This window comes from Micromonospora radicis, from assembly GCF_003583405.1.
GTDB classification, from domain to species: domain Bacteria; phylum Actinomycetota; class Actinomycetes; order Mycobacteriales; family Micromonosporaceae; genus Micromonospora; species Micromonospora radicis.
On the sequence record NZ_QXEC01000002.1, the window covers coordinates 231348 to 243811 of the forward strand.

10 protein-coding genes are annotated in these 12464 nt (G+C 72.7%); 4 read left to right on the plus strand and 6 right to left on the minus strand.

Features of this window, described 5'->3' with window-relative positions; all coding sequences use genetic code 11:
• Nucleotides 1-3: 3 nt before the first annotated feature.
• Both D2L64_RS03730 and D2L64_RS03735 read right to left on the minus strand, forming a co-directional pair.
• Entirely contained in the window at nt 4-1602 is a 1599-nt protein-coding gene (locus tag D2L64_RS03730) for a phytoene desaturase family protein (protein ID WP_119573146.1), read from the minus strand.
• Nucleotides 1599-2471 carry a YhjD/YihY/BrkB family envelope integrity protein gene (locus D2L64_RS03735; protein ID WP_233558740.1) on the minus strand — a complete coding sequence of 291 codons (873 nt, stop codon included), beginning with the start codon at nt 2469-2471 and terminating at the stop codon, nt 1599-1601. The genes D2L64_RS03730 and D2L64_RS03735 overlap by 4 nt, the downstream gene beginning before the upstream one ends.
• Before the next feature lie 112 nt (nt 2472-2583).
• On the opposite strand from D2L64_RS03735, the gene D2L64_RS03740 reads away from it, so the two are divergent.
• Both D2L64_RS03740 and D2L64_RS03745 read left to right on the plus strand, forming a co-directional pair.
• Nucleotides 2584-3129 (plus strand): GNAT family N-acetyltransferase, encoded by a 546-nt coding sequence (locus D2L64_RS03740; RefSeq protein WP_119573148.1) that lies wholly within the window; start codon nt 2584-2586, stop codon nt 3127-3129.
• Between the two features lie 160 nt (nt 3130-3289).
• The gene (locus D2L64_RS03745) at nt 3290-5854 is read left to right on the plus strand and encodes a M14 family metallopeptidase (protein WP_158603444.1); all 2565 of its coding nucleotides are present in this window, start codon (nt 3290-3292) and stop codon (nt 5852-5854) included.
• 587 nt (nt 5855-6441) lie between these two features.
• On the opposite strand, the gene D2L64_RS03750 is transcribed toward D2L64_RS03745, so the two are convergent.
• The 3 genes from D2L64_RS03750 to D2L64_RS03760 all read right to left on the minus strand — a co-directional run bounded on the left by D2L64_RS03750 (nt 6442) and on the right by D2L64_RS03760 (nt 9391).
• Nucleotides 6442-7254 carry an ABC transporter ATP-binding protein gene (locus D2L64_RS03750; RefSeq protein WP_119573152.1) on the minus strand — a complete coding sequence of 271 codons (813 nt, stop codon included), beginning with the start codon at nt 7252-7254 and terminating at the stop codon, nt 6442-6444.
• A gap of 44 nt (nt 7255-7298) precedes the next feature.
• Nucleotides 7299-8240 (minus strand): FecCD family ABC transporter permease, encoded by a 942-nt coding sequence (locus D2L64_RS03755; protein ID WP_233558741.1) that lies wholly within the window; start codon nt 8238-8240, stop codon nt 7299-7301.
• Between the two features lie 125 nt (nt 8241-8365).
• On the minus strand, nt 8366-9391 hold the full coding sequence (locus D2L64_RS03760; protein WP_233558742.1) for a FecCD family ABC transporter permease: 1026 nt from the start codon (nt 9389-9391) through the stop codon (nt 8366-8368).
• Nucleotides 9392-9498: 107 nt separating this feature from the next.
• Between D2L64_RS03760 and D2L64_RS03765 the strand changes: the two genes are divergently transcribed.
• Together D2L64_RS03765 and D2L64_RS03770 are read left to right on the plus strand one after the other, a co-directional pair.
• A complete protein-coding gene (locus D2L64_RS03765; RefSeq protein WP_119573156.1) occupies nt 9499-10548 on the plus strand; it encodes an iron-siderophore ABC transporter substrate-binding protein in 1050 nt (349 codons plus the stop codon).
• Nucleotides 10545-11456: a siderophore-interacting protein gene (locus tag D2L64_RS03770; RefSeq protein ID WP_119573158.1), complete on the plus strand. Its 912-nt coding sequence runs from the start codon at nt 10545-10547 to the stop codon at nt 11454-11456. Before D2L64_RS03765 ends, D2L64_RS03770 begins: the two co-directional genes overlap by 4 nt.
• Here the strand turns inward: D2L64_RS03770 and D2L64_RS03775 are convergent.
• Nucleotides 11398-12435, minus strand: coding sequence for a LacI family DNA-binding transcriptional regulator (locus D2L64_RS03775; protein WP_119573160.1), 1038 nt, complete (start codon nt 12433-12435; stop codon nt 11398-11400). The genes D2L64_RS03770 and D2L64_RS03775 overlap by 59 nt on opposite strands.
• Nucleotides 12436-12464: the final 29 nt, after the last annotated feature.

The window sequence follows — 12464 nt, forward strand, 5'->3', positions numbered from 1 at the left end:
ACCTCAGCGGCCGAGGTCGGCGAGGATGCGCTGGGCGGCGTTGTGCCCGGCGGCACCGATCACGCTGCCCGCCGGATGACAGCCGGCGCTGCCCGCGTACACCCCGTCGACGCCGGTCGCGTACGGCATCCGGTCGGCGAACGAGACGGTGTTGTCGACGTGGTGGATGTGCCCGCCGGTGATACCGAAGTGCGCCTCGATGCCGGGCGGGGGTAGCGGCACCGCGTCGGCGATCAGGTCGCCGGTGCCCGGTGCGTACCGTTCGCAGATCCCGACCAGCTGCTCGACGTAGCCGGGCAGCGCCGCGTCCCAGGTCGTGCCGGCCAGCTCGTACGGGACCGACTGGACGAACAGCGCCGACGAGTGGTGCCCGGCCGGGTCGGCCAGCGACGGGTCGACGGTGGTGTGCAGGTACCACTCGATGGTCGGTTCCGCCGGCAGCCGCCCGGCCCGCACGTCGGCCCACATCGCCCGCAGCGCCGCCATCGGTGACTCGCCGCCCGCGGAGGTCAGCGACGCCGCACCGGGCAGCAGATGGATGGTCGAGCCGAACGGGCTCGGCGCCTCCGGTGGCAGGCAGGAGAAGCGGGGCAGGCCGCGCAGGGCCAGGTTGAGCTTCAGCGTGGTGCCGGTGCGCCGGACCGCTGCCATCCGCTCGGCCAGCGCACCCGGCAGCGCGCCGTCGGGCAACAGCCCCATCAGCCGGTACGGGTCGCAGGCGCCGAGCACCACCTCGGCGCGGACCTCCCGCCCGTCGGCCAGCACGACGCCGCTGGCGGCGCCACCGTCGAGGGTGATCGCGGTGACCGGCGCGCCGGTGACGATCCGGGCGCCGGAGGCACGGGCCGCGGCGGCGAAGGTGCCCGAGACGGTGCCCATACCGCCCTCGGCGATCATCCAGGTGCCGCCCGAGCCGGGCAGTCGGCACATGTTGTGCACCAGGAAGTTGTGGCCGGTGCCGGGGTCGTCCGGGCCGGCGTTGAGCCCGGACAGCCCGTCGGTGACCGCGTACATGCTGACCAGCAGCTCGGAGCGGAAGTCGAAGCGGGCCAGGTAGTCGGCGACCGAGCCGCGGACCAGGTCGACGAAGACCTGTTGCAGCTCGGGGCGTACGTAACGCTGCGCCGTCTCCGCCACGTCGAGCGGCTCGGCCAGCCAGGCCGGGGCGAGATCCTCGCGCAGCGCGGCCAGTTCGGTCTGCAGTGCGTCGTCGGCGGCCACGTCGACGGGGGAGAAGAACTCGGTGAGCTGTGCCCGGGTGGCCGCCGTGTCGGTGCCGAACAGCAGGTACGGGGAGCCCGGGCCACCCGGGGTGGGCAGGAAGTAGTGCGGGTCGCGGCGCAGCACCGGGATGCGTACGTCGAGGGTGGCCAGCAGCTCCGGCGGCATCAGCCCGAGCAGGTACGACCCGGTGGAGTGCCGCAGCGCGGGCACCTTCGGGAACGGGTTCTCGGTCCGGGTCGCCCCGCCGATCACGTCGGCGGCCTCCAGCACCAGCACGTCCAGCCCGGCCCGGGCGAGCATGATCGCCGACACCAACCCGTTGTGCCCCGAGCCGACGATCACCACGTCGGCCCGCTCCGGCACCTCACCACCCGTCATCCCCGCACCCTAACCCCTGCACCCCCGCCGAACCCCCGCTGATCATCACGTTGCCGGCGGTGGGCGGAGAGGGCCAGGGTGGCGGAGTAACCGGCCAGCACGATGACGTGGAAGAGGTAGAGCCAGAGCAGGACGGCCACGGCGGCGCCCACCTCGACCAGGCCGCCGAAGGGCAGGCCCAGGTCCAGCGGGAGCGAGGCGAACAGCACGAAGCCGTGCAGGAAGCCGGAGAGATTCGCGGCGGTGAACGATCCCACCGCCAGCGTCGAGAGCCAGTCCGGTGACGCGGGACCGACCACCCGGAACACCCAGAGCAGCACGGGGGTGAGCACCAGCCACACCGCCAGGAACGACAGCACCACGCCGAGCGCGCCGGCCCAGCCGCCCTGGCGTACCAGCCCGGTGGTCGTCGGCAACGCCAGCAGGATCGCCAGCAGCAGTGCCGGTGCCGGGGCGAGCAGCGGCAACAGCAGCAGCCGGCCCCGCCAGCCGATCAGGTGCTCGTCGGAGCGGGGGGCCGCGACGGAGACGAATGCCCGGCGCAGCCCCTCGCCGTACAGCGACGCCGGCAGCAGCGCGGCCAGCGCGAGCCATGGTGTCAGCCCCACCCCGGCCTCGACCAGGGCGGCCACCGCGTGCGGCGCGCCGATCGCGTCCGGCAAGGTCTCCACGGCGTACGAGGTGAGCCGGCGTACCTGGTCGCCGCCGGCCAGCAGCGCGGTCAGCCAGATCGCCAGCAGGGCCACCGGCACCACCGCGATCGCCCCGTAGAAGGTGATCGCGGCGGCGTGCAGCGACAGATCCCGGCCGCGTACCGGTCGGAACGCGGCGCGGCCGATCCGCCTCGTCCGCTGCCACGCACCACCCATCCCGCCCCTGTTCCCCGTACCGGCCCCGACCACGCCTGCCCCGGCGAGTGCGCTCGACCGCGCCGCCTCGCCGGGGCGTGCGGATGACCGTCGCGGCGTAGGATCCCCGGTCATGGCCGTCGATGAGACCGAGCGCCTGGTGCTGCGCGAGTGGCGCGATTCGCCCGACGAACTGGCCCGGCTGTACGACATCTACTCGCGGGTCGAGGTGATGCGCTGGCTGGGTGGGGGAGCGGGGCGGCTCACCGATCCCGGGCAGGCGGCCGAGCGGCTGGCCGGGTGGCGGGAGCGGTACGCCCCGTACGCCGGCCGGTACGGCCTCTGGGCGATCGAGGTCCGGGCCACCGGGGTGGTCGCCGGCAGCGTACTGCTCAAGCCGTTGCCGGGTGCGGACGGCAGCACGCCGACCGACGACATCGAGGTCGGCTGGCACCTGCACCCCGACTCGTGGGGCAACGGGTACGCCACCGAGGCGGGCCGCCGGATGCTGGCCCGTGAGTTCGCCGCCGGCACGGGCCAGGTGTACGCGGTGGTGATGCCGGGCAACGAGCGGTCGATGGCGGTCTGCCGGCGGCTCGGCATGACCCACCTCGGCCGGCGTACCGACTGGTACGGCGGGACCGAGGTGGAGACCTTCCGCCGCACCGCCGGGCACTGAGCGGGGGCCGGATCGCGGGGGAGTCGAGGGCGGGAGCGTTCCCGCGTGCCGTGGGCTATCGACTTCGGCTGTCTGCGCTGGTAGAACAGCGAATCATCGTGGCGCAAGGCGATCAAGAGTCGCCGCCCGGCGCCCACTCCCCTCGAAGTGAGGTATGTACGTGCGCGTACGCCGACTACTGACAGCTTCACTCGGCACCCTGCTCCTGTTCGGACCGACCCCGGCCGCCCAGGCGGCACCACCGGACCCGGCAACCCACGAGGCGGCCGTCGGGTCGCCGCGTGGCCCCTCCGACACCGACCTGCCCTTCGGCGTCGGCCCGGCCCAGCGGGGCCGCTCCGCCGACGCACCGGGCCGGCAGCCCAGCCAGCCTGAACCGTCGGCGAAGCTCGCCGGCAAACCGCGAAACGATGTCATCAAGGACGTGCCGGCGGAGCTGACCGACGCGTCCATCGCCTACAACCTCATCCCGTACCACGACATCCCGCCCGCGTTGCGTGCCCTACAGGGCAGCGACCGGATCAGCGTGGAGGTGATCGGCCAGTCGGTGCTCGGCCGGGACCTGCACCTGGTGGTGGCCACCGCACCGATGAGCGACGCCCAGTGGAAGAACTGGCAGCAGCTGTCGGACCTGCGGTTCAGCGACCCGCACGCGGCGCAGGCCAAGCTCGCCGCAGGCGGGTACGACAACTGGCGTACGCCGCTGTTCATCAACAACAACATCCACGGCAACGAGTGGGAGGGCACCGACGCCAGCCTCCAGGTCCTTCAGGAGCTGGCCTTCTCCACCGACCCGGCGGTGGTGGACATGCTGAACAAGCACGTGGTCGCCTTCGTGGTCACCAACAACCCGGACGGTCGGGTGGCGGCGACCCGGGCCAACGCCAACGGCTTCGACATGAACCGCGACTTCATCACCGCGTCGCAGCCCGAGGTCCGCGCCGTGCGCGCCCAGCTGGTCCGCTACAGCCCGCTGACCATGCTGGACATCCACGGGTACGTCTCCTGCACGCTGATCGAGCCGACCACCGGCCCGCACGGCGACAACTACGAGTACGACCTGTACATCAGGCACGCGCTGCGCAACGCGCTGGCTATGGAGCGGGCCGTGCTCGCCACCGGCGAGACCCGGGCGAGCTGCGCCAACCCGGACGGCAGCCGGCGTAACGACATCCCGTTCCGGGACCGCACCCAGGGCTGGGACGACTGGCCGCCGATCTTCACCCCGATGTACTCGATGTACCACGGCACCATCGGCCACACCATCGAGATCCCGCTGAACCCGCGGGGCAACCTGACCGTGGCGGAGCGCCACGAGCGCACCCGGATCAACACCGCCGTCGCGGTGGCGTCGATCAAGGGCAACCTCGGCTACGCCACCGAGCACCGGTCCGAGCTGCTCGCCAACCAGTTGGAGTGGTTCCGGCGCGGCGTCGACGGCGAGTCGACCCGGCCGATCGACGACCCGCTGGCCATCTCGCTGGCCCGCGGCGACAACGTCAAGACGCACCTGCAGGACTTCGCCCGGGCGTACGTGATCCCGGCTGGCACGGACCAGCGCAGCGCCACCTCGGCGGCCCGGCTGGTCCAGTTCATGCTGGACAACGACCTGCAGGTGCACCGCGCCTGGCGGCCGGTGAAGCTGGGCGGTACGCACTACGAGGCCGGCAGCTACGTCGTGGACATGCGGCAGGCCAAGCGTGGCCTGGCCAGTGCCCTGCTGGAGGTCGGGCGGGACGTGACCAACGACTTCAACGCCATGTACGACATCTCGGCGTGGAGCCACGGTCACCTCTGGGGCGCCACCGTGCAGCGGGTCGGCACGGACGGGACGCTGGACGACAAGGGCCTGCGCCTGGTCACCGAGGCCCGGGCCACCGGTGCCGTGGCGCCGGGCAAGCAGGCGAACTACGGCCTGGCCGTCGACTCGGTGGCCGGCATCCAGGCGGTGAACCGGCTGCTCGGCGACGGGGTGCGGGTGTCCCGTACGGCCGACGGTACCTTCGTGGTGCCCGGTGACGTGTCGGTGGTCCGGCCGATCGCCGAGGAGTACGGGGTCGAGTTCGTCCGACTCACCCCGCCGCAGGTACGCGACGCCACGCCGGTGTCGAAGACCCGGCTCGGTGTCGCCGCCAACGGTGGTGAGATCTTCGCCCTGCGCCAGATGGGCTTCGACCCGGTCTCGGTGACGCACACCGCGTTCAACAACGGCACGCTCTCCTTCGCGGACTTCGACGCCTTCTTCGTCTCGACGACGGCGTTCAACCCGCTGAGCCTGGACGCCACCCGAAGCGCCGCGTTCCACCAGTGGCTGGCCGACGGGGGCACCGTGGTGGGTCGCGGGGCCAGCGGCAAGCAGTTCAACGACCGCGCCGGCCTGCTCGACGTGACGATCGCGGCGGGACGCAGCGACGCCAACGGGATCGTCAGCGTGGTCAACGACCCGGCGTCGCCGATCACCGGCAACGCCCTGCCGACCGCGTTCGTCGACGCGCCGCAGTACTTCACCCGGATCGGTGACGGCGTCCGCGTCGACCAGCGACTGGCCGCCGAGGGCTTCTTCCGCGCCGGCCACTGGGGTGGTCAGGACGCCGCCGCCGGTCACGCGGTGGTGGTCAGCGGTGTGGCGAAGGGGGCGAACGTGACCCTGTTCGGCACCGAGCCGCTGTTCCGGGCCCACCCGGAGGGCCTGTACCCGCAGGTCGCCGCCGCCCTGTGGCGGTGAACTAGCAGGTTCCGATGACAGTCGCCCCGGTCGGTGCCCAGCGCACCGACCGGGGCGGTGTTGCCAGGGCGGCGTGGACTTCGACATCTACGTCTCGCCGCCACCTCCGCGAACTGCCCGGGAACTGGTTGACGCTGCCGGCAGAATCTCATCGCCCACATTGATCGCCGCCGGTTGACGCAGACGGTCGCCGTGCGGACGGGGCAGTACAGCATGCCAGAGCAGAGCGAAGCCGGGCAGAGCCGGGCATCGGCTGCGGCAGTTGGGTCGACGAGGAGCGCGCGGCACGGCCGAGGTGGCGGCCGTGAACCGCTGGGAGAGTCGAGCGGCAATCGCCGGCAGGGGCGCAGGAGGTGATTGCCGTACGAGCCAGGCCGAAGGTGTGCCGGACCCGGTAGTTCAGGCGGCGCGCCGGTGGCAATCGTGTTGTTGCGTGATTGCACGGGGAAACAATGATTGCTCACAGCGATCACGGCTACTTCCCACAATGCCCCGGCGAGGTCCAGTCGGCCGCCGGCCGCGCCGCACCCGGCCCACCCCCAACGGTCAGGCCGGGATCAGCAACGGTCAGGCCGGGGTCAGGCCGATCAGCGCGGCCCGAGTGAGGGGTGCGGACGGGTCGGCTCGGGAAACACCGCGGGTGTGCCGGTCACCGGGTCGGGCACGATCCGGCAGCGCAGCCCGAACACGTCGGCGACGAGGTTCGGGGTGAGCACCGTCGACGGGTGACCGGTGTCGGTGACGCTGCCGTCGTGTAGCACCACCAGGTCGGTGGCGAAGCGGGCCGCCTGGTTGAGGTCGTGCAGGACGGCGACCACGGTCCGGCCGCGGGCGTGCAGGTCGGCGAGCAGGTCGAGGACTTCGTACTGGTGGGCGATGTCGAGGTAGGTGGTCGGCTCGTCGAGCAGCAGGACCGGGGTGTCCTGCGCCAACAGCATGGCCAGCCAGGCGCGTTGCCGTTGACCGCCGGAGAGTTCGGCCAGCACCCGGTCGCCGAACTCGGCGGTCCCGGTGACCGTCAGCGCCTCGGTGACCGCCTGTTCGTCCTGCGGTGTCCACCGACTCAGCGCCGACCGGTGCGGATGCCGTCCGCGTACCACCAGGTCGGTGACGGTCATCCCGGCCGGTGCCTCGATGCCCTGAGGGAGAAGACCGACGGTACGGGCGTACTGCCGCCGGCCGTACCCGCGGACGTCGCGGCCGAGGACGGTGACCCGGCCCGCCTGGGGGCGCAGTACCCGGGCGATGGTACGCAGCAGGGTCGACTTGCCACAGCCGTTGGGCCCGATGAAGACGGTGAAGCTGCCCTCGGCGATCTGGAGGGAGACGTTCCGGCAGACGGTGCGGCGGTCGTAGCCGACGGTGACCGAGTCCAGTTCGATCGCGGCTGGGGTGCTCATGGTTGCCTCCGGGGCAGCGGGTGCGGTGTGCGGCATGAGACGGCTCACCGGGAGCCTCCCCGCCAGGTCCAGGCCAGCACGAGCGCGAGGTAACCGCCGCCGAGCACGCCGGTGACCGCGCCGACGGGCAGTTGCTGCCCGGGGACGAGGCGTTGGGCGAGCTGGTCCGCGGCGAGCAGCAGGGCGGCGCCGAGTACCGCGCTGGTGGTCACCAGGGGAGCGGCGACCCGGGTGATCCGGCGGGCCAGGTGCGGGGCGGCCAGGGCGATGAAGCCGACCGGTCCGGCTCCGGCGACACCGACTGCGGTGAGTGCGACCGCCAGGGCCGTCGCGGTGCGGCGTTGCCGCCGGACGGGTACGCCGAGGCTGAGGGCCTTGTCGTCGCCGGTCTCGATGAGTCGTAGTCCCCGGGCCGCCAGGACGGCGAGCGGCAGCAGCACGGTGAGCGTGCCGACCAGCAACGGCAGGTGTGCGCCGCTGCCGTTGAGGCTGCCGACGAGCCAGACCGCCGCGTTCTGCGCGTCGGTCACCTCGGCGCGGGTCAGCAGGTACGCGTTGACGGAGGTGAGCAGTGCGCAGAGCCCGATCCCGACGAGGATGAGGCGCTGTCCGGTGCCGCCGAGCAGCAGTGTCGTGGCGGCGACCGCAGTACCACCGAGCGCCGTGCCCACCGCGGGGGTGAGCGGGGTGCCGTCGAGCACCAGCAGGACGACGAGCGCGCCGGTGGCCGCGCCAACGGTGAAGCCGACGATGTCGGGGCTGCCGAGCGGGTTGCGGCTGGCGCTCTGGAAGAGGGCGCCGGCCGCGCCGAGGGCCGCCCCGACGGCGAGGGCGGTGCCGATGCGGGGCAGCCGCAGCTCGAACAGGATGAATCGCAGACCGGGGTCGCCGCCGCCGGTCAGCACCGGCCACAGGTCGGCCAGCGGGGTGGCGTACCGGCCGCTGGCCAGCGCGCCGACGGCCAGGCCAGCGCTGAGCAGCAGCACGACGAGGCAGGTCAGGGCGGCGCGGCGGGTGTGCCGACGGAGGGTGCGTCGGCCCGGGCCAAGGGCTGGGTCGAGGGGCGGCCTGAGGGGCGGCCCGAGGGCTGGACCGAGGGGCGGGACGGTGGTCACAGTCGGGGAATCCTTCGGGCGCGGACCAGGGCGATGAACACCGGAGCACCGATGGCGCCCATGACGATGGCGACCTCGATCTCGCCCGGGCGGGCCAGGAGCCGGCCGATCACGTCGGCGACGACCAGCAGGATCGGGCCGAGGAGGCAGCTGTAGGCGACGATCCAGCCGAGCCGGGGGCCGCAGATCGCGCGGGCGGCGTGCGGGACGGCGAGTCCGAGGAAACCGATGGGACCGGCCACGGCGGTCGCGCCACCGCAGAGCAGGGTGGTGGCGAGCAACGCGAGCAGGCGGGTGCGGCCGGGGTTGACGCCGAGGGCGCCGCCGCCGTCGTCACCGAAGCGCAGCACGTCCAGCGGCCGGATCACGGCCACCGTGACGGCCAGCCCGACCAGCAGTGCCGGCGCGGCCGTGAGCAGGGCGGACAACGGCTGGTCGGCGAGGCTGCCGACGACCCAGAACCGGTACCTGTCGAACGCGGTCTGGTCCAGCAGGGTGACACCGGCCACGGCGCCGGTCAGGCAGGCGCCGACGGCCGCACCGGCCAGGACGAGCCGGCCGTCGTCGCTCGTGCCGGGGCCGCGGGGTCCGCCGACGACGGTGACCAGGGTGGCGGCGATGCCCGCGCCGAGCAGGGCGAGCAGGAGATGGCCGCGCTGGCTGCCTACCCCGGCCAGGAGGCCGGCCACCACGGCCGCGGCGGCACCGGCGTTCACGCCCAGCAGCCCGGGGTCGGCGAGGGGATTGCGGGTGAGCACCTGCATGAGGGCGCCGGCCAGCGCCAGGGCCGCGCCGACACAGATCGCGATCGCCGTACGGGGCAGCCGGACCTGCCAGATCACCAGGCTCGCCGTGCTGTCGCCGTGGGCGAGGAGTTCCCGCAGCACGGTGCCGACCGGCAGGGGCAGCGCACCGACGACGAGGCTGGCGGCGATCGCGGCCAGCAGGGCGAGCGCGCAGGTGAGCAGCCCGGCTGCGAGCAGTCGGGGTCGGCGTACGCCCGTGGGGGTGGCGACTGACACTGTGACTCACTTCATGGTGGAACGTTCCATCAGTGACTAAGGTAAACCTACCCTAAGCCCGATGGGAAGCTGCTTCCCCACCCGCCCCCGCACGAGAGTCGAAGGCCATGCCCGCAAACCGCCCACGTCGGCTGACAACCCGCCTGATCGCCGCCACCCTTCTGCTGGTCACCCTGGTGACCAGCGGATGCGCCGGAGGCGAGGTCGATCCGGCCGAGCCGGCGTCCGCATCGTCCGGTGCCGCGTTTCCCGCCACGCTGACCCACGCCTTCGGTACCACGACGATCGCCGCGAAGCCCACGCGCATCGTCGTGGTGGGCCTCAAGGAACAGGACTACTTCCTCGCCCTCGGCGAGGTTCCCGTGGCGATCCGCGACTGGTACGGCGCGATGCCGAACGCCGTCTGGCCGTGGGCCCGTGAGCAGCTCGGCGACGCGAAGCCGGAGGTGCTGGCCCGGGCCGAACTCGACTACGAACAGATCGCCGCGCTGCGCCCCGACGTCATCGTCGGACTCTCCTCCGGCATGACCCAGCAGGAGTACGACCTGCTCACGAAGATCGCCCCCACCGTCGCCCAGCCCGAGGGGGACGGCAGTTGGGCGGTGACCTGGCAGCAGATGACCCGGGCCGCCGGGCAGATCACCGGCCGCAACGCCGAAGCCGAGGCACTCGTCGCCGAGCTGGAACAGCGGATCGCCTCGGTCACCGAGACGCATCCCGCCCTCAAGGGCGCCAGCACCGTCTTCGCCTCCACGTACGAGGGCCAGTACTACCTGTTCAGCCCTGAGACCACCGCCTCCAAGGTGCTGCTCGACCTCGGGCTCACCATGTCACCCGAGGTGACCACGCTCACCGACAACGCCAACCAGTCCGCCACCATCAGCCGGGAACGGTTCGACCTGGTCGACGTGGACGTCGCCGTCTGGTCCGAGGCCACCACCGACCCGGGCGTGACCTCCCTGCTCGGCGACCCGCTCTACACCCGACTGGAAGTCCGTGCCCAACACCGGGAGGTCTTCCTCGGCACCGAGGCCAACGGGGCGCTGGCGTTCTCCTCCGTGCTGAGCCTGCCGTACGTGCTGGACAAGATCGTGCCGGCGCTCGCCGCCGCGGTCGACGGCGACCCGGCCACCGACTCGGAGTACAGCGCGAAATGACGGAGACGCTCACCCGGCCCGGTTACTGGACGGCCACCGTGCACGAGGTCCGGCGGCTGACCCCGCACCTGCAGCGGATCGTCCTCGGCGGCCCCGACCTGGCCGGTTTTCCCTCCCTGGGCGTACCGGACGAGTCGGTGACGCTCTACTTTCCCCGCCCCGACGAGTCCGCCCCACCACCGATGACCCTGCGCGGCGGAGTGTGGGGCTACCACGACGAGCAGTCCCCGCCCACCGGCCGCAACTACTCGATCCGGGCCGTCGACCCGGTCGCCGGCCAGCTCACCATCGACTTCGCGCTACACGAGCACGGCCCCGCCACGACCTGGGCACGGCGGGCCGAAACCGGCACCGGTCTGTTGCTGTGGCGCTGCCGCGCCTGGTACCGCCCGCCGGTGGACACCCGTTGGGTGGTGCTCGCCGCCGACCTGGCCGGGCTGCCGGCCGCGACCCGGGCCGTCGCGGAGCGGACCCCCGGCCTCCCGGTGCGGGTGCTGGTGGACCTGCCGGAGCTGGCCGACGCCCGGGACCTGCTCGCCGCCGCCGGCGACGACCCGGCAGTGCAGATCGACGTACGGGTCGCGGTGGGCAACGGGAACGGCCCGGGAAGCCTCGTCGACCGGCTGCGGGAGATGCCCCTGCCAACCGGCCCCGGTTACGTCTGGGTCGCCGGTGAAGCCGGCGAGTGCCGCCAGGCCCGGTCCGTGCTGCGTACCGTGCACCGCCTGCCCCGTGACCGCTCCGCCTGCGTGGGCTACTGGCGTACCGACGCGGCCGACTGGGCACACCGCTACGCCCGCCACCGCCCCCTCCTCGACCAGGTCTACCAGGACGCGCTCGCGGCCGGACTCAACCCGGTGGAGGCCGGTGACCGGATGGAGGATGCGCTGGAACGGATGAGCCGGTGATCGGCTCCCGCCCTCGGGTGGAGTCCCGCCACCACAGGTGGACCGGGTGCTCGTAGACACCGCCCGGGTCGCCGCCGATCAGTGCGTCGAGCAGGTCGGCGCAGCGGCGGCCGGCGTCCGAGGGCGACAGGTCGAGCGCGGTGATCGGCGGCTGGCCCAGCCGCAGGGCACTCGACTCGGTGGCACTGGCCACCAGGACGTCCCGCCCGACCTGCCGGCCCTGCCGGTGCAGTATCTGCACGGCCACCGGTGCGGTGTCCACCGAGGCGCAGACCAGGGCATCCACCCCGGGGTGGGCGAGCACCTGGTCGACCGCCCGGGACACCTCCGGCGGCGACGGTACCCACGGATGCTGTGCCATCACGGCGGCAACGCCGTGCCGGGTGCACCAGTCGCGGTATGCCGACCCCAGTTGGGCCGCCCAGTCGCCGGTCTCCGGTGGCAGCACCAGGGCGGGCTGGCGCGCACCGGCGGCCGTCATCCGGTCCAGCAGCCCGGTGATCGCCCGATAGTGGTCCGCCCAGAGCACGACCTCGGGGCGCATGCCGTCCGGGGGGCGCTCGAAACACACGACCGGCATGCCGCCGCGCATCAGGACCGGCACGAACCCGTCGTCCTGGTGCGGGTCGGCCACGATCACCCCGTCGAGCGCCCGCGCCGACCGGCGTCCGGAGGCGGTCAGGATGGTGACGTCCCGGTCGCGGGCGGCGGCGCGTTCCATGATGCCGAAGACGAACCGCATGTAGAACTCCGACGTGGACGGCACACCGGGCACGTAGACCCCGATGACGCCGGTCCGACCACCCCGCAACTGCCGGGCCGCCCGGTTCGGGACGTAGCCCAACTCCTCCACCGCCGCGCGGACCCGCTCCCGGGTCGCCTCGGAAACCCGGCCGGAACACGACAGCACATTGGAAACTGTGGATTTGCCGACCCCGGCCCGGCGCGCGACGTCATGCAGCGTGACTGGACGGGCCATCGGCTCAGTCTAGGGAACCGGGCAGCGGC

Excerpts from the sequence above, each read along its gene's own strand:
- D2L64_RS03740 (WP_119573148.1), top strand. The coding sequence starts at position 2,584 with ATGGCCGTCGATGAGACCGAGCGCCTGGTGCTGCGCGAGTGGCGCGAT.
- D2L64_RS03730 (WP_119573146.1), bottom strand. The coding sequence starts at position 1,602 with ATGACGGGTGGTGAGGTGCCGGAGCGGGCCGACGTGGTGATCGTCGGC.
- D2L64_RS03775 (WP_119573160.1), bottom strand. The coding sequence starts at position 12,435 with ATGGCCCGTCCAGTCACGCTGCATGACGTCGCGCGCCGGGCCGGGGTC.
- D2L64_RS03750 (WP_119573152.1), bottom strand. The coding sequence starts at position 7,254 with ATGAGCACCCCAGCCGCGATCGAACTGGACTCGGTCACCGTCGGCTAC.
- D2L64_RS03735 (WP_233558740.1), bottom strand. The coding sequence starts at position 2,471 with ATGGGTGGTGCGTGGCAGCGGACGAGGCGGATCGGCCGCGCCGCGTTC.
- D2L64_RS03770 (WP_119573158.1), top strand. The coding sequence starts at position 10,545 with ATGACGGAGACGCTCACCCGGCCCGGTTACTGGACGGCCACCGTGCAC.
- D2L64_RS03765 (WP_119573156.1), top strand. The coding sequence starts at position 9,499 with ATGCCCGCAAACCGCCCACGTCGGCTGACAACCCGCCTGATCGCCGCC.